Source organism: Marivita sp. NO-S04 (assembly GCF_059070475.1).
The window spans coordinates 1,272,101-1,288,184 of record NZ_CM180980.1 but is presented as its reverse complement, the minus strand read 5'-3'; the positions used below and the strand labels follow the sequence as shown (position 1 = coordinate 1,288,184).

Annotated in this window: 18 protein-coding genes; 4 read left to right on the top strand and 14 right to left on the bottom strand. The window is 60.1% G+C overall.

The genetic code is table 11. The features are described from left to right. Positions 1 to 86: 86 nt before the first annotated feature. Positions 87 to 1,367, bottom strand: coding sequence for a site-specific DNA-methyltransferase (locus ACK3EW_RS06845; protein WP_493808987.1), 1,281 nt, complete (start codon positions 1,365 to 1,367; stop codon positions 87 to 89). A 138-nt stretch (positions 1,368 to 1,505) separates the two neighbouring features. On the opposite strand from ACK3EW_RS06845, the gene ACK3EW_RS06840 reads away from it, so the two are divergent. Then, the gene (locus ACK3EW_RS06840; RefSeq protein ID WP_493808986.1) at positions 1,506 to 2,402 is read left to right on the top strand and encodes a DUF1186 domain-containing protein; all 897 of its coding nucleotides are present in this window, start codon (positions 1,506 to 1,508) and stop codon (positions 2,400 to 2,402) included. A 598-nt stretch (positions 2,403 to 3,000) separates the two neighbouring features. Here the strand turns inward: ACK3EW_RS06840 and ACK3EW_RS06835 are convergent. Continuing rightward, entirely contained in the window at positions 3,001 to 3,219 is a 219-nt protein-coding gene (locus ACK3EW_RS06835) for a WGR domain-containing protein (protein ID WP_493808985.1), read from the bottom strand. Positions 3,220 to 3,321: 102 nt separating this feature from the next. After that, positions 3,322 to 3,855 (bottom strand): hypothetical protein, encoded by a 534-nt coding sequence (locus tag ACK3EW_RS06830; protein ID WP_493808984.1) that lies wholly within the window; start codon positions 3,853 to 3,855, stop codon positions 3,322 to 3,324. Positions 3,856 to 4,037: 182 nt separating this feature from the next. Between ACK3EW_RS06830 and ACK3EW_RS06825 the strand changes: the two genes are divergently transcribed. Then, positions 4,038 to 5,126: an IS4 family transposase gene (locus ACK3EW_RS06825; protein ID WP_493808707.1), complete on the top strand. Its 1,089-nt coding sequence runs from the start codon at positions 4,038 to 4,040 to the stop codon at positions 5,124 to 5,126. A 92-nt stretch (positions 5,127 to 5,218) separates the two neighbouring features. On the opposite strand, the gene ACK3EW_RS06820 is transcribed toward ACK3EW_RS06825, so the two are convergent. After that, positions 5,219 to 6,097, bottom strand: coding sequence for a delta-class carbonic anhydrase (locus ACK3EW_RS06820; RefSeq protein WP_493808983.1), 879 nt, complete (start codon positions 6,095 to 6,097; stop codon positions 5,219 to 5,221). Positions 6,098 to 6,223: 126 nt separating this feature from the next. Here ACK3EW_RS06820 and ACK3EW_RS06815 point away from each other — a divergent pair, with 126 nt between their 5' ends. Next, complete coding sequence (locus tag ACK3EW_RS06815) at positions 6,224 to 6,964, top strand: hypothetical protein (RefSeq protein WP_493808982.1); 741 nt, start codon at positions 6,224 to 6,226, stop codon at positions 6,962 to 6,964. A gap of 221 nt (positions 6,965 to 7,185) precedes the next feature. Continuing rightward, positions 7,186 to 7,998 carry a HEAT repeat domain-containing protein gene (locus tag ACK3EW_RS06810; RefSeq protein WP_493808981.1) on the top strand — a complete coding sequence of 271 codons (813 nt, stop codon included), beginning with the start codon at positions 7,186 to 7,188 and terminating at the stop codon, positions 7,996 to 7,998. Between the two features lie 119 nt (positions 7,999 to 8,117). On the opposite strand, the gene ACK3EW_RS06805 is transcribed toward ACK3EW_RS06810, so the two are convergent. From ACK3EW_RS06805 to ACK3EW_RS06760, 10 genes are all read right to left on the bottom strand, one after another. Further along, positions 8,118 to 8,414, bottom strand: a complete 297-nt coding sequence (locus ACK3EW_RS06805) for an HU family DNA-binding protein (protein ID WP_493808980.1) — start codon at positions 8,412 to 8,414, stop codon at positions 8,118 to 8,120. Between the two features lie 61 nt (positions 8,415 to 8,475). Then, positions 8,476 to 8,901, bottom strand: coding sequence for a DUF6362 family protein (locus ACK3EW_RS06800; RefSeq protein WP_300585369.1), 426 nt, complete (start codon positions 8,899 to 8,901; stop codon positions 8,476 to 8,478). Next, entirely contained in the window at positions 8,891 to 9,100 is a 210-nt protein-coding gene (locus ACK3EW_RS06795) for a hypothetical protein (RefSeq protein ID WP_493809697.1), read from the bottom strand. The genes ACK3EW_RS06800 and ACK3EW_RS06795 overlap by 11 nt, the downstream gene beginning before the upstream one ends. Continuing rightward, the gene (locus tag ACK3EW_RS06790; protein WP_493808979.1) at positions 9,100 to 9,639 is read right to left on the bottom strand and encodes a crossover junction endodeoxyribonuclease RuvC; all 540 of its coding nucleotides are present in this window, start codon (positions 9,637 to 9,639) and stop codon (positions 9,100 to 9,102) included. The genes ACK3EW_RS06795 and ACK3EW_RS06790 overlap by 1 nt, the downstream gene beginning before the upstream one ends. Next, on the bottom strand, positions 9,632 to 10,054 hold the full coding sequence (locus ACK3EW_RS06785; RefSeq protein ID WP_493808978.1) for a hypothetical protein: 423 nt from the start codon (positions 10,052 to 10,054) through the stop codon (positions 9,632 to 9,634). The genes ACK3EW_RS06790 and ACK3EW_RS06785 overlap by 8 nt, the downstream gene beginning before the upstream one ends. Beyond that, entirely contained in the window at positions 10,051 to 12,459 is a 2,409-nt protein-coding gene (locus ACK3EW_RS06780; protein WP_493808977.1) for an AAA family ATPase, read from the bottom strand. The genes ACK3EW_RS06785 and ACK3EW_RS06780 overlap by 4 nt, the downstream gene beginning before the upstream one ends. Continuing rightward, on the bottom strand, positions 12,456 to 13,226 hold the full coding sequence (locus tag ACK3EW_RS06775) for a hypothetical protein (protein WP_493808976.1): 771 nt from the start codon (positions 13,224 to 13,226) through the stop codon (positions 12,456 to 12,458). Before ACK3EW_RS06775 ends, ACK3EW_RS06780 begins: the two co-directional genes overlap by 4 nt. Further along, complete coding sequence (locus ACK3EW_RS06770) at positions 13,223 to 13,429, bottom strand: DUF6511 domain-containing protein (protein WP_493808908.1); 207 nt, start codon at positions 13,427 to 13,429, stop codon at positions 13,223 to 13,225. Before ACK3EW_RS06770 ends, ACK3EW_RS06775 begins: the two co-directional genes overlap by 4 nt. Positions 13,430 to 13,653: 224 nt before the next feature. After that, positions 13,654 to 15,348: a DEAD/DEAH box helicase gene (locus ACK3EW_RS06765; RefSeq protein WP_493808975.1), complete on the bottom strand. Its 1,695-nt coding sequence runs from the start codon at positions 15,346 to 15,348 to the stop codon at positions 13,654 to 13,656. Between the two features lie 10 nt (positions 15,349 to 15,358). Beyond that, positions 15,359 to 16,075, bottom strand: coding sequence for a hypothetical protein (locus ACK3EW_RS06760; protein WP_493808974.1), 717 nt, complete (start codon positions 16,073 to 16,075; stop codon positions 15,359 to 15,361). Positions 16,076 to 16,084 lie beyond the last annotated feature (9 nt).

The following is a 16,084-nucleotide window of genomic DNA, read 5'->3' as shown; positions in this document are numbered from 1 at the left end:
CTTGCACCGCAACCTGTCAAGATTGATCCCTCGCAAGCGGCGTGGCGGAGACGAAGCGGGTTCGCACATCCCAGGGCCAAAAACATTCAAGACGTCTGCCCAGAAACCTGATCGAAGCTCTGCCCGCTCGCTTCCAGCACCGCTGTCTTGCCGGTGAAGTTCTGCCAACGCTGGACAGCCACATCGACATAAGACGGGTTCAATTCAATCCCGTAACACACCCGGCCGGACATCTCCGCCGCGATCAGCGTGGTACCCGAGCCCATGAAAGGCTCGTACACTGCCTGACCCGGGCTCGAGTTGTTCTCAATGGGACGACGCATGCAGTCCACAGGCTTTTGGGTCCCGTGTACCGTCTGCGCATCCTGATCCTTGCTCGGAATATGCCACAGCGTGGTCTGCTTGCGGTCACCTGCCCAGTGGCCCTTGCCCGACTTCTTGACCGCGTACCACGCTGGTTCATGCTGCCAGTGATAATCACCCCGGCTCAGCACCAGGCGCTCCTTGGCCCAGATGATCTGAGACCGGATCGCGAACCCGCAGACCTCCAGGCTTTCTGCAACGGTCGCCGCATGCAGCGCGCCGTGCCAGACATAGGCGACGTCACCCGGAAAGAGCGCCCAGGCCTCGCGCCAATCGGCCCGGTCGTCATTCAGCACCTTGCCGGTGCGTTTGGTCTTGGCCGCGCCTGCCTCGTTCCGCCAGCCCGGATCGTAGTCCACACCGTAGGGAGGATCCGTGCACATCAAGAGTGGCGTCACCCCGTTCAGAACCTTTTCCACATCCGTGGCCACTGTGCTGTCGCCACAGAGCAGACGGTGCGGGCCCAGCACCCAGACATCGCCCGGCCGGGTGATCGGGGTCTCCGGCACTTCCGGTACATCGTCCGGGTCCGTCAGGCCGCCGGTGGTATCGATCAGCGCATCGGGCAGAATGTCGGAAAGATCCTCGGCGCTAAACCCAACCAGGTCAAAGTCCTCGATCCCGAAATCCTCGCACAGCTCCCCGATCTCGATGCGCAGCATCTCAGGGTCCCACTCGGCGATTTCCGCCAGACGGTTGTCAGCCAGCGTGTAGAGCCGACGGTCTTCCTCCGACCAGCCCCGCGCCACCATCACCGGGACCTCGGCCAGTCCCAGCTGCATCGCCGCCATCAACCGGCCGTGACCTGCGATGATCGTGCCGTCCTCGGCCACCAGCATCGGGATGGTGAACCCGAACCGCTGCATCGACGCGGCAATCTGATCGATCTGCTCCGGCGGGTGCTGACGGGCGTTCTTGGCATACGGCACAAGATCGGCCGCCTGCCACATCTCCACCTGCGCCGCGGGCCAGGCCCGGGGCGTTTCGACTGGTGCGGCTTTCATGAGGGACCTGCCTCTCTCGTTTCTAGTTTTTTCGCCAACCGCATTGGGGACGTCGATGCAGGTATCAAGACAACCGCATTGACGTTCCAAACAGCCTTGACGAAGAGTGTTGCCCACGCCCCATGGAGAGACAAAAATATGACGCCTGAAGAAATCTTCACTGCTCTGTCACAACGCGATGGCTTTCCCCGTGAGGCCATGATTGCAGCCGAACAATGCCGCGAGGAAATGGTTCCCATCTTCCTCGAGCAAATCGACCGCCTCTCCCAAAAGCCAATTACATCCAGCGATGACACGGACGTCTCAGCCTTCCTGTTTACCTTTTTCCTGCTCGGGGAATGGCGTGAACAGCGCGCCTATCGGCCTCTCACCAGCCTGCTTCGCCGCGACGAAAAGGAACTGGATTACTTGATCGGTGATGCGGTCACGGAGGGAGCAGCCCGCGTCATCGCCGCAGTTTTCGACGGCGACCTTCAACCGATCTTCGAGGTGCTTGAAGATCCCGAAGCCGATATGTTCGCCCGCTCACAGATGATTGACGCGCTTGTCACCATCGCCGGGACATATCCCGATTGTTCAACCCAAGTCAAAGCTTGGCTTGAACGCTTTTTCGACGCTGACTTCGACAAGCCCGATGTGCTTTGGGACAGTTGGTCCTTTGCGGTCGCAGAACTTGCGCTTGCGCATCTCGAACCTAAAGTGCGCGAGGCATTTGAACGCGGCTATATCGATCCGATGTCCACCACGTTTGAACATTTTCAGCGGGACCTGACCAGCGCCATCGAAACCGGTCAATCCACTTGGTACCATAGAAGCCGAACAACCAAGCCCATCGACAGTGCTGTTGAGGAACTTTCGCAGTGGTACTGTTTTTCCGACGACTATCTTAACGGCCGGGAGGCAAAACGCGCCTCCAATAACCCATTTCTCGACTCTTTCGGCGAACCCTTTTTGAATGATGGACCAAAAGTTGGACGAAACGATCCCTGCCCCTGCGGAAGTGGCAAAAAGTACAAAAAGTGCTGTTTGCACTGACGATGACACCCCCAGCCCAACCAAGCGGCGTGAGCCGCAAGGCCCGCCCCACTCCATTGACCCCAGCGGGGGGCCAATGGAGTGGAAATGGCATTTTGAACCATGAGGCTGGACGCCGGTGGGTTGGTTTTTTGTTCACTCACAGAGACTTAGCGGAAGTTACGCGCCGACCCGCAAGACCTGCAAGCCCAGCCCCACTCTATCGAGCCCAATGGGGGTCCAATAGAGTGGAAGCGGTATTTCTGCGCAAATCGACTGACTGGTGCAACGCAGGATTATCGCGCAATTACAGTGATTTAGGGGGCTTCCAGCAATTTCGCGCCGAGCGCCAAAAGCCGTTCCCAGCCAACTCTATCGGGTTTTTGAGAAAAGAAAAAACGCGCGTATTTTGCGAGGCGGCGGCCCCGCGTAAGACAGCGCATCAGAAGGGACCCAAGGGGTCCCCTGTTGGTTTCTGCGTGGGCGCCTCGATGCGGTGATTTGCCCTATTGCAAGATGTCTACACACCTCGCGAATCGCTGTCCAACAAAAAAATCGCCCAATGTGATTTTTCTTTCACCCGATTGATCACGCGCGGATTTGTGGCGCAGCAAAGTGGTTATTCGTACCCCGCCATGGCCTTTTCCATATGGACGGCAAACCGTGCATCCTTGGCTTCCGCTTCCGTTTGAAACCAATCCACGCGAGTCAGCGCCTCTTCCCCGATCGTTCCCCATTCGTGGACCAGAGACCAATCGCCAAAGAGGCCCGGCACAATGTCCAGCCGGTAAAACTTCGTGGCACGACCGATTTTGTTGCGCCATATCAGATTAATCATACGGGTCTCGGCGGGATCAGGGACGTCAGGGCGTTCCAACTATCCCGGCAACATGATCCTCCGCAAGCCTCGCTTTGGAAACCGCCACGCGCACCAGCACACTCACAAATTCAGCATCCTCCCAATCTGCCGCGTCGCCTCGGCCAACACTTCCGGCTGCGCGGCCTCGAACGCGTCGCGGGTTGCGTCTCGCACCATCTCCTTCGGGATCGCCGGGCCGAACATCTTCTTGATCGGCAGTCGCGACCTGCCCTCACGCACGAAGGCGTTGTTCGCCAGCGACCCAACGAGGAACGCACCCTCGAACCGCTGCCACCGCCCCCAGGGCTTGGCGCGCACACCGTAGCCAAACTGCCGGGGGCTGAAATGCGACAAGCCAAGGTAGTCGCCACGGGCCTCGATCATGTAGGACAGGTTCGCTAAGCTGGATCGGATCGTGCGCGTCTCGCTGTTGATCAGCCCGGCCTTTGCGCCGGTCTGCTGTCTCAGCGCCCGCCGCACTTGTGTGCGGACCTTGTTGCCCTCCGAGTTCAGCGCCCGGCTGAAGGCGCGCACGGCAGCTTGTTCCCCAACGCTCTGGACTGCGACCTCGAAATGCACGCGGGTCTGGTCGAGGTCACGCAGGATGATGTTCACGGGCCCTGCCCTTCTGCACGCATTTGCCCCGCAGCATGGATAGCGAAGCCAGAACGCCAATGGGGAGAGCCGTCTCGGCGACCACACTACACGACACTGGCGGATGACGGCGATTTTGGGGCTGGTGCAGACCGGCGACATAGATTCTGAGCACGGACTCTTTCCCTCCAAGGAGTTCGTCCATGACCCGTGTCGCTCTCGCCGGCCTGTCCAACCTACTAGCGCCGCATGTGCCACTGGGCAAGTCACGCCTAGAGACCCTCTGCTTGCTCGTGCTCGGCGTGATCAGCGCACGTACCGTCAACCTGACACACATTGCTGCCGAGCGCCCCACTCGCGCAAAAGTTGCGTCGACTTACCGCCGCCTGCAGCGGTTTTTTCAACAGGTGGCGCTGCCGGAGGACTGGAGCGTCAGCATTGTGATGTCCCTGATCGGCAACCCGGATCGATGGTACTTGTGCCTCGATCGCACGAACTGGAAAATCGGCCAGTCCAACGTCAATGTTCTCGTCCTGGCCGTGGTGACCGAGCGCTACCGCGCTCCGCTGATGTGGACCTTTCTGGACCACTCGGGCAACAGCACCACGCGGCAGCGCATCGCCTTGATGGAACGTTTTCTCGCGCGCTTCGATGCATCTACAGTCCGGATGCTCTTGGCTGACCGGGAGTTCATCGGGCAGGAATGGTTCAAATTTCTCAAGGACAAGAACATTCCGTTCGCGATCCGCGTGAAGGAAGATCAGCTCATTGTCGTCGAGGGGCGCGAATACGCACTGCGATCCTACTTGTCGCGTTGCAAGGGGGAGCGCGGCTTCATCGCCACTTTACCCGCCAAGGCTGGTCAGCCAGCCCTAGAGCTGCATTTTGGGGCTCGACGCATCAAGGGTGGTGAGCTGCTGATCGTGGCCTGTTCCGAGCCTCTCCGTGGATCGCGCATCCTGCGATACTATCGGTGGCGCTGGTTCATCGAATGCATGTTCTCCGACGCCAAGACGAAGGGCTTGAACCTTGAGGATACGAGGATGACACTCTCCGAAAGGTTGAGTGTACTCATTGGCGTATTGGCAATCGCCATAGCCATGGCCTGCTACACGGCATCCAAGCTCATGGGGTCAAAATACCCCGCCCGAAAAAACCACGGCTATTGTTCCAAGTCGTGGTTCAGGACCGGCCTCGACGAGCTTCGCCGCCGCCTCAGAGCCGATGACGGCATACCGATCTTCGGCACCAAACTCGCCATCCGCAAACGTCCGCGGCCCAGAGTCGTGTAGTGTGCTCGGCGACGCACCCTCCCCATCATGTCTTTCAAATAGCACGGATTTGTTGCAGCTGTCTCAAGGAACAGTGTTGCAACACGTTGAATTCACTGGATAGGTGACAGGAGATCGAGGTTCAGAATGAGGTTGCGCACCCCGTGAGCGTGATCCTCCTCGAAGGGGTTGTTTTCGAGCCATGACGCAACAGACCCGATATCAAGCTTCAGCACTTCCGGGCGTACGCTCCAGGTGACCTGAAACGGTGAAGCAGTTTGGTTGTAGCTCGGTCCCGTCGTCGAGCCAGCGTAAGTCACTGCATCTCCGAGGTCTTCCGGCAGGTTCGGCACCTGATAGTAACCGTCCACCTCTTCGATATGGCCAATGTCGGTCAGGTCGGTAGCGGTTTCGTCATTCACAAGGACCGCAACGACCGTTTCCACCCGGAGTTGCGGGTTTCCTATTGCCTCGGTTACACAAGCCGCGAGCGTCGGGCCGGGCACGACCTGCGCAGTGCTGTGTACGAAATGGATTTCGATCGTGTCGCCGGGAACAAGGTCACCATGTTCGGAGACGCCAACGGGCTGACCAAAAGATGCCAGTTCTGCCTCGGTCAGTTCGCCGTCATACCGGAACCCGGTGCCGTAGCCATAGCCATCTCCGTTTCCGGCATATGTCGTGAAGTCACCACCGCGGTGTTCAGCGTTTTCATGAAAGTGGATATTGCACAGGTTCATCACGCTGCGGTCGGGAGCAGCCCCAAAGGCGCGGTCATTCGAGCCCTCAACGGAATCGATATCACGCGGTGACTGGGGGCCGTATCCTGCGCCGTCCGTAGCGGCTGCGAGGGCTGCACGCTGCGCCGCTATCACGTCGTCCGATACGTTTTCGACGTGGCTGGCATGGCCAGTAGTTTCCGCAAGACCCGTGCCGGCGCCAAGGCTCATGCTCGCAACGGAAGCTGCGCAAAGAAGGTGGACGATTTTCATGGGTTTGGTCCTGTTTTGTCCAATGTTGGATGATTAAGCGATGCAATGTCACAGGCATGGCTTTATCGCAATTCATTCCCATAAACGCGCGAAAGTTGATGGTGTGCCTCGGCTCAGACCGAACAAATGCCGCACGGCATCTTGTTCCCCAACGCTCTGGACTGCGACCTCGAAATGCATGCGGGTCTGATCGAGATCCCGCAGGATGATATTCATCGCAAAAATCACTTCCACTTCCCGACAAAGCCATTGACCACGAAACGCGCCAAGGGATTACTTGGGATCCACGCACTGAAGGACTGCGGCATGCGCAAGAATATCCACCCGGTTGCCCCTTTCACTCTAGACCTTTCGAACCCTACGATTCGCCTGCTCTACGATTTGCATGGAGCGCCGACGGTCATCGGAGACGTTACGATCGCCGACAGGATCGAGCAGGACAAAATGGCACGCTTGCGTGAACTGGCGCATCGGCTTTCCAGTGAGCCTTACCTTACCACGGTTATTGTACCGTCAGAGCACGTCATGTTTCGGACCCTATCGTGGGAGAAAGCCAAAACGCCAATGGAATCAGCGATTTCGTACCTCTCACAAGATGACCAGCTTGATGTGAACGATCTGTGCATCGACGCGTTGACAGACGGAACTGACTATTTCTTTGCTGCCATCGAGTGGAAAACTGTTCAGGAGGCTCGCGAGTTCGCCAGGGAACACGGCTTCACCGCCACCAAGGTCACGGCGCACCCACCGAGATACAGCTTTCCAAGACCACCGATATTCCAGTGGAACACGCAACCATTGAAGCTTCAGGATGCTTGGCAATATGGCACCCCAGCGGCCCCGCCAGGCTACAGAAAAACCCATTGATCTTGTCGCCAACCGGTATTCCTTGTTGCTGCTCGACAAGACTCATACTTGTTCATTTTGTCGCCTGCGCTTCATCTGCCGTAGCCTGTTGTGACAAGCTTGTATGTGCGCCACATCAACGACGCTCCCCGACCTTCAGGCGCGAGGCAGAATGTCCGCATGGACGTCGCGCCGCGTTGCAACACATCTCGTCATGACGCTGGACCCGAGGCTGACTGCAAATGGCAAAAGGCTCCCGAAGAAAAGACGACCGACAGCTTGACCTGTTCGACGCACCTGTCGTGATGCCCGCCCCCAGCGATAACGTGCAGGCGCCGGTCAAAGCGCGACCCATTGATCCTGCCTCGTTTGACGACGCCAGATTGGTGGAGGCCTTGGCCGCCGCGTCTTTACAGGATGTGCAGGCAATTGCTGCGCAGGTTGTTGCCAGACGCCCTCGCGGATGGGAAGGCGCGGCGTTACGGCTGTGGGTCAGATACCTCGGCTTTGGCTTTCAGAAACCCATGCTGGAGCAAATCGCCGTTCTGGACCTGGTCTGTCAGACACAAAGCAGGACCTTGTTCAAAGAGGTTGTCGCCCGCGGGCCCATTGGCGAAAGCCTAGATGCGGAGCTGCTCTGTGCCGCCGCGGCTTGTCAAGAGCCCCTCGCGCAAGACGTGGTGATGCGCGGCCTCTCGCATCCGTCAGCAAAGGTTCGGCACGCTGCGATTACTATCGCCGTGCAGTCCGGCGTGGAAAGCTCGGAACTGCTGTCTTGTTTGTCAGACGCATCCCACGATGTGCGCCGAACCGCCGCCATCGAAATCGCATCGACGGGCGATTCGACAGCGCGGGACCTGCTGATTTACGAGATGCGCCAGCAGCCAGACCAAGAAGGACTGGAAGCCTTGGCGTTTGTCGCCAATGAAGATGTTGTCATCAGGCTCGGTCAGATTGCGCGTCAGCACCCTGACTGGACCCCGACCGTTCTGGGCGTGTTGGAGGCCATCGGGGGGCCTGTGGCGACTAAAGTTGCGGGAGGGCTGATGGGGTAACACCGGCGGCGCGCACGACACCGAGCATATCGTTTATTTAGCCTCTCGGTCTTTGAATGTCACAGCCTGCTGTGTCTCACCGAAAACTGTCTCAGCGCAACAAAACAACTTGACAGGCTCTACGTTTGCTCAAGCCGCGCCGCAGTCATCCTCTGCTGCAATTGTTTGCTGCCGCGGAAGCGAACATGCCGCTTTGGTGCAACGGGCACGATGCCGCCAGTGCGCGGGTTACGCCCAATGCGTCCCTCCCGCGCACGAATCTCAAAACTGCCAAACCCACGCAGCTCCACACGATCACCGTTCTCCAAACCAGCCATGATGGCTTCAAAAATGGCCTCGACGACGCGCTTGAGGTCCTTCTTTGTCAGGCCCGGGTAATCCACGACAAGTTTTTCGATCAGCTCTGCGCGCGTCATGTATCTGCCCTTGAATCAATGGGATAGGTCAGGGGAACGGTTGCACGCGCCCCTGACACAATCAAGCCGTCTGCCCGATCACAAACTCCATCGAGCGCTTGCGCGGCACCTGACGGCCATTGAGCCGCCAGACAATGACCGCAAGCCCGTACTCGTACCGCCGATGCGCGGTCGCCCGGCTGATGCCGTGACGCCAGGTGATCCGCTTCCACGGTTTGCGGTTGGCCCGCGCCCACAGGATCTCGCCGATGTCCTTGTCCAGCCAGCGAAGCCAGAGCATCGCCTCATCGGCCTGCGTGATCATCCGCGGCGATGGCAGCGGCTTTTTCATCCGCGGCTCTTGCTCCACCTGATCGGCGAAGCTCGAGACGTATTCGGGCCACGCGCTTACATAGCCCTGCGGGCCCACCGGTGGCAGGCTGTGCATCACGTCTGCTGCAAGGTCCAACCGATCGGCCACCATGGCCCGGGTCCAGTCACCGTCCATGACGCACCTCCCTGCCCTGCGGGCGTTTGCCGTAGAGTTTCGTACCAAGCTGCTCGACCAATGCGCGCTCGGGCCATGTCAGTCGGTGATCATCCACGCTGACCGCGAGCAGACCCTGCTCTTGCCAGCCATCGCGCTTGACCTGATCAGGGTCACGGCGATGACCGCCGTAGCCCTTCGGAGTGAACCGCATGCCCATCACGCCAGCCCTCCCTGCGTCTCGATCGCCCAGAGCAGGATCGCGATGGCGTCCGCCTCGTTGTCATCGGCGGGGCTGAAGCCACGCTTGCGGGCAGCATCGATCATGGCCTGCTTGTTCGCATTGCCGTGGCCGGTGGCGTGGCGCTTGATCGTGCCGACCGGGACGCCCTGGTATGGAACACCGCGCAATTCGCCCCAGCTGGTCAGAACAGCCAGCAGGCCGCCGTGGACATGAGCCGCGTCAGTGCCAGCATGCCGGCGGACTTCTTCGAAATAGATCGCTTCGATTGGCCCAGACAGCCGGTTGATCTCGGACAGCCAGTTGGTGAAGCGCAGGTAACGCATGCCGCCACCGTCGTAGCGGCCGGGCTTGAAGCTGACGGTGCCGCTGGTGATCAGCCCGTCAAAGCCGCGCAGCGCCCAGCCGGTGATGGTGCCGAGGTCCAGCGCCAGAATTGTGCGATGGCCCTGCGCAGGCGGCATGGGCGTTTTCGGGGTTGCACCGAGATTGGTCTCGGCGAGAGTCGTGTCAGCCATGAGTGGTCTCCCCTTCTGGTTGGCTGCTCGGGTGGAAGACGACGGCGGTCATGTACTTGGCGGTGTGGGCCGCCGTCGTCGGATTGCTTTCAGGCCAAAACTTCGGCCCGAGAAGATTGCCCAGGGGTAGGTGGTGGCCTTCCCCGCCTACAGCGGGGAGGTCACCTACCCCTTTAGGGGTACTTTTTCTGAAATCTGAAATCTGGCACAGGTCACTGATTTCATTGAGAATTTCCAGATTTCGGAGCAGATTTTGCAAACCCCCGTCCGAAATCTGGCAACAGCGCCTCAACCCATTGAAAGATAATAAGAAAAGCCAGATTCCAGATTTTGCGCAGAAGCCAGATTTTGCAAAATCTGGCCAGATTTCGGAACATGGACCCCAGATTTTGGAAGGCAGAACTGCGTGTTTCATCGTGCTTCCTCCGTATCGCGATAGACCCACACGGACGGGTTTTCGACGGGCAGAACGGCGCCAGACTGGGGGCATTTGTAATGGCTGGGGAGCACATCAATCAGCTCCGATGTGATCTCACCAGTATCGGCAGCGACATGCTCACGACTGGTCGCAAGACGCATGGCCTCGACGCAGAGATAGCCGTACTTGCTGCGTTCGGCGGCGAGATCCAGCGCCGTCGCAGCCGCTCCACGGACGAACTTTACGTAGCCTTTCGTGGTCAGCACGTTTAGCCGCTCGCGAATGATTGATTGCCCGCCCAGCCCTGCGGTGTTCTCGAAGGTCTCGGCAAACAAGGTCATGGTATACATCCGGCCCTGCAGGGCCTCCTCCTGCAGAAGGCTGCAAATCACATCGCCTTTGCGATCGCGCTCGGCATCGTGCTTCGCCCCGACCTCCTGACGGACGAGCCGCTGGTTCATCGGGTTGATCTCGACCCATTCGCCCTTGACCTTGTCGATCAGCTTGGCGGCTAATGCCAGTCCGTTGCGCAACTCGATCTCCAGCTTGCGCTCTGACGCGTCCTCGTCGGGGCGGTGCAGGATCAGGCCAGAGGTGTAGAAGCCCCGCAGCGCACTGGCACCTGACAAGGCCAGAAATGGGTCATCCTTGACCTGCTGCTTGCTAAGCTTCTTGGTGTGGTGGGCGAGAATGACGCCGCAGTCGGGGTTGATGTGGTCACGCAGAACCTCGACTCGATCCTTCAGGAAGAACATCATCGCGCTGTTGTCGTTTTCACCACCGCCCTCAGGACCGCCGTCGAAAAGGTTCCGGATCGGATCAATGCAGATGATGTCCACCGGCTCGGTCGGGAACGCCCGCCGGATAGCCTCAGCGACGCGGACACTGCCCTCGGTATCGAGCAGAAGGTTCAGCTTGGGCGTGGCAACCAGATTGTCGCGCGCGCCAGCCAATATCGCTGGCGGCAGCGTGATCTGCTTCATCCGCTCGCGCAGGTAGTGATACTGGATTTCGGCCTGCAGGTAGAACACGCGCAAGGGCCGCGGGGGCGTGAAGTCGAGGAACGGCTGACCTGCAGCCATATGCACGAGCCAGGAGATCAGCAGGTCACTCTTACCCACCTTGGGCGCACCGCCCAGCACCAACAGCCCACCGGGCGTCAGCACACGCGGCGCAATGATGTCGGCGGGCATCGGGCTGTCGTCGTCCAGCAGCGCGCCCAACGTGAACGCTGGCATCTCGTTTGGCGCCGGTGCCGCACTGTCGAGCCGGATGAGCGGCGGTCCGTATTTTTCGACATGCCGGGCCCAGAGCCGTTCGGACTCACGCTTGAGACGTTCGACTGGCCATTGTGGTCGCAGCATGGCAGCGTTGTAGCCGCAGATACCCTCCCAACCCCCGTCCTTCGACATCCTGCCCTCATGCACCATACGGATGAAGTATCCGATGGCGGCCGAGGCCCCCTCGAAGCGCGACCAGTCGTCCTGCGCGCTCTCCCGCACCGGTGTGACCAGCACATCATCGACGGCGGGCTTGTCAGGCGTGGTGAAGTCCGGTTGCAGAGACACGCCCGGTGCAGGTGGCATATCGATGACGGCTTCCGTGAACTCGCCCAGATCGCGTTCGAGACCCGCGTTCAGCGTGACGATACGTACCTGCGTCTTGAGGTTGTTCTTGTAATAGACCGAGCCTGCCACCCGGATCGGCTGATGCGCCGAGCGGAAATGCATATCACCACCAACCTTGGCGGCGATGTCCCCGCGGATACGGGTCACGCGCGCGATGTCACTGCCCTCGGCGGGTTCAGTGAGTTTCCACCAGACATGCGCCTTGCGCTGCCCCTCAGGCGTCACGCCGCCGCTTTCCACCACCATGGTGGGTGGGCCGAGATGGCGCTCGAGATGCGCCCGCTTGGCGGCGATGTCGCCCGTGTCGATATCAACGACCACAGCCTGCATCTGCAGAATATCGCCAGCCTTGGCTTGCCCAGGCCCACCAACAGTGCCGGGGACCACATAGACCGCCGCACCTTCGCGCGCCGCCCAGTTGGCAAAGGTCGTCATCTTGTCGGTGACGCTGTCGCCGGCATTGATCCAGATATTGTGCGGGCGGCCATCAAAGCCCTGCCCCTTATCGATAAAACTGCGGACCGGGATCAGGCCGTCGCAATAGCCGAACACCACCTCCATGAATTGGGCGATCTGCTCGGGGTCTGGTTCATCCCCAAACACATCGATCTGCGGCGCTGCATCGTTGAAGTCGCGCCAGGGATTGAAATGGACAAGGTTTTCCTTGGGCGCATCCGGCGCCTTATCGTTTCCTTCTGTACGATCATCATGGGCCATGTCGGCCTCCTCTTTCTTGTGGTCTGTGTCAGGCGGGTCGTTGGGCGCATCCGTCATGCCGGCAGCTTCCAACAGCGCTCTGCCCAGGCGCAGAACCGGCATTCGAAAAAGTCGCGATTGGCCGCGACGCGGGGCAGCAATTCACCCGCATCCGTGGCGCGCAGGATGCGCACGCCACGATCCGACATGCGCTGCGCCAACTCGGCATCGAACGGCACCTGCTCATGATACAGTTCGGCCGTGTCCTTGTTGATCGCGGTGAACATGGCCGGGTTCGCGGAAATCCCAGGCACCTGCGCTTCCATGTAGGCCTGATAGACGGCGATCTGGGCGGCATAGACCGGCTTTGACTTTGCCACGCCATCCTTGACGCAGGAGCGCCAGTTCTTCGCGTTCATCGTCTTGCATTCCCAGAGCGCGGGAACGGCGAGACCAAAGCCCTCGGGCCCCGCTGCAATGATGCCATCGACATGACCGCGGATGCGCCCGCCCGCGACAGAGAACCCGAACTGGCCCCCATCAGGGCGGTTGCCTTTCTGCGTGTAGAGATCGAACCCCGCGCCGCGCAGCCAGCGGATCGCAAGCTCTTCCAGCTCGTGACCAATGGCGAAGATGCGCAGAACCTGACCTGAGAAGTCCTGGCCCTCATCTTTCGGCGTGACCGTGAACTCGAACTGGAGTGCGCGCTCACAGGCATGGCCAAGCCGCGAGCCACCGAGATAGTCACGGGTTGTCCGGGCGACGTTTTCGGCGGTGATAGCCGCGTCGACAGCTTCATTGACGCGGTCGGCATAGCTGTGCGTATGGTTGAAATCGAGGGTCAAAACGGCACTCCCCCACCAAATTCGGCGTTGATTTCGAACATCTCGTTGCGGAAGGTGTCGATTGCGACCACCAGCAGAGCGTGCATCTGATACTCGGTCAGATCCGCAAAGGTCCGGTCCCAACCGATATCGTCCAGTTTACGGCCAACTGCGCGCATGACGGCAGGCATCGCCATTGCTTCTTCTTCGGTAATCTCTGCCATTTTCAGTCCTTTCTTTGCTTTTCGGGTGAAGGCCGACTGGCATTGCAAAGAGCAAAACCAGCGGTATGTGCGTTTGCTGCGGGGCTTTTTCGGATCGAACCAGCCGAAGCCACGGGTGCGAGATGTGCAGACGGCGCAGAGCGTGCCGCGCGGATGCCAGACGCGATCAAAGCCCGGGCGATCCGCAGGCGATGCGGATGGGGATACGATTTGCGCGACATGGCTCACGCGGCCTCCCGGGCAGCCGGGGCTGCACTCAGGATCAGCTTTCGGATCACCCGCTTGTTGAACCCGAACGTCATCAACGCCGAGGCCTTGTAGCGGGTCAGGCCAAAGTCGCCGCGCACCGCGGGCGTGAGGTACTGCAGCTGTTTTTCGGTGGCCGGTTGCTTCAGCCAGCCGCGGGTCTTGAAGGCGCTTTCATCGGTTTCATGCGCGTTCAGCCAATCATCGGCCTGCGCAAGGCAGATGGCACGCTCACCAACTCCCAGAAGTTGGGTCACCTCACCCTTGGCGCCGCCAACGGCGTACCAGACCCCTTCCAACCAGAAGACCCCACCCCAGGCGGTGAAGCCTGTGGCCATCAACGCGTCTTCGCTTCCGAAGAGATCGACCCATTCAAAGCTCGAACGTTTCAGAAGGTCGATTTCCGTCATGAGGAAACCGGACAGATCACCGTCAGGTCCCTCCCGGCTTTTGAGATCCTCCTCTGTATCGATCAGCGCCTCGCCGCAAATCGGACATTCACGACAGGCCAGCGGGATTTCGGCTTCGCATTCAGGGCAGGTCTTGGTCGGGGCTTCCCCAGTTCCGGACGTGCCGTCGAGATCGACATCCTGCTCAAGTGTGCCATGCGTGAGGCTGGATGTGCCGAAGTCCAGAACAATGCAGTCGGTTTTCACAACGCCGGGGAACTCGGCGGGATCCACGATACGCAGCCCGCGACCCACCATCTGGATCATGGTCGATTTGTAAGAGCTGGGGCGCAGGAGAACCACGCAGGAGGTGGGCGGATGATCCCATCCCTCCGTGAGCACCGCCACATTGGTAATGACGCGGATTTCGCCGCAGGCGAAGGCGGCCAGAATGGCACGCCGTTCCTCGCCGGGCAGATCACCGTGGATCAGGCCAGCCGGAATTCCCGCGGCGTTGAAGGCCTCGGCGACATGTCCCGCATGCGCCACGGTGGAGCAGAAGACGACCGTGGGGCGGCCCGTGGCCTTTTCCTGCCAATGCCGGATCACCTCCTCGGTGATCGGAGCACGGTCCATGATCTCAGCCACCTCTGCCATGTCAAAATCTGACATGGTTTTGCGCACGTCCTTGAGCTTGTCCTGCACGCCCACGTCGATGACAAAGGTGCGGGGAGGCACAAGGTGCCCAGAGGCGATCAGCTCTCCAAGGCGAATCTGGTCGGCGACATTGTCGAAGACCGCGCGCAGGCCCTTTTTGTCGCCGCGATTGGGCGTGGCCGTCACGCCAAAGATGCGGGCGTCGGGGTTGGCATCGCGCACATGGTCGATGATCCTGCGATAGCTGTCAGCCACGGCATGATGCGCTTCATCTATCACCAAAAGGTCGAGCTTCGGCATGGACGCCAGATTGCGCTCCCGCGTGAGCGTCGGGACCATGGCGAAGGTCACCTGCCCGCCCCAGGACTTGGTCGTGGCATCCACGACGGAGGTGGTGATCGCCGGATTGACCCGCCCAAACTTCGCGCGGTTCTGCTCGGTCAACTCGTCGCGGTGGGCGAGCACGCAGGCCTTGGCGTCGGTCTCGCCAATACTGTCGCCGGTGACCGCCGACAGCATAATCGATTTACCTGCCCCGGTCGGCGCGATGCCGAGCGTGTTCGTGCGGGTGCCAAGCGCAGCAAGGCTGCGCTCGACGAAGGTTTTCTGACGGGGACGCAAACGCATGGCTGTACCCTTACTCAGCCCAGCTGGGCCGGCCCGGGAAGCCCGGTGCAGCTGGTGTCTGCTGCTCAGACGTCTGGTGCGACTGTGGCGCTTGGGACGGATGACCTTGCACTGGCGCAGAGGTGGCCGGTGCCGGATAACCGTGTGCAGGTAAAGCGGGCGCGACCGCTGGCTGATACTGAGGCGCGGACGCGGGCATCTGCATCTGCGGTGCCATGACAGGAGCCGCCACAAGTCCCATGATCTGCGCATAATCGCGGTGGTCCGGCATGACTGCGCTCTTGATCTCGTTCTTGTCCTCGCCGTTGGTGTCGGTGCCGACATCGATCCGTGCGACGAATTCGAGGCCATCCAGATCAGCAAAACCACTAATGCGGCGCCGGGCCTGCGCTTCGGGCGAGGTATCCTTGTCGGAAATCCCGCGTGCCGAGTTGAGGATACCCCGCACAAGGCTGCGGCCCATATTGGCCCAGTTCGGGCCATTGGGGCTGTAAAGCCCGATCATCGACCAAATCTTGCGCTTGGCATACTGCCCTTCGAGGACCGTGTATTCGGCATCGAGATAAACCGACCCGGTGCTGCCACGTTTCGCATACCCGCCGGTCCAACCCTGGGCAGGGTCGTCAAACCCGCCTGACCGGATGGTCAGGCGCACCTTGGCCAGTGTGCCTTTGGGGATGACATTGCTGTTTGATTGGGCATCATTGAAATCGTTCCAGAGAGACATGGCTCGGGT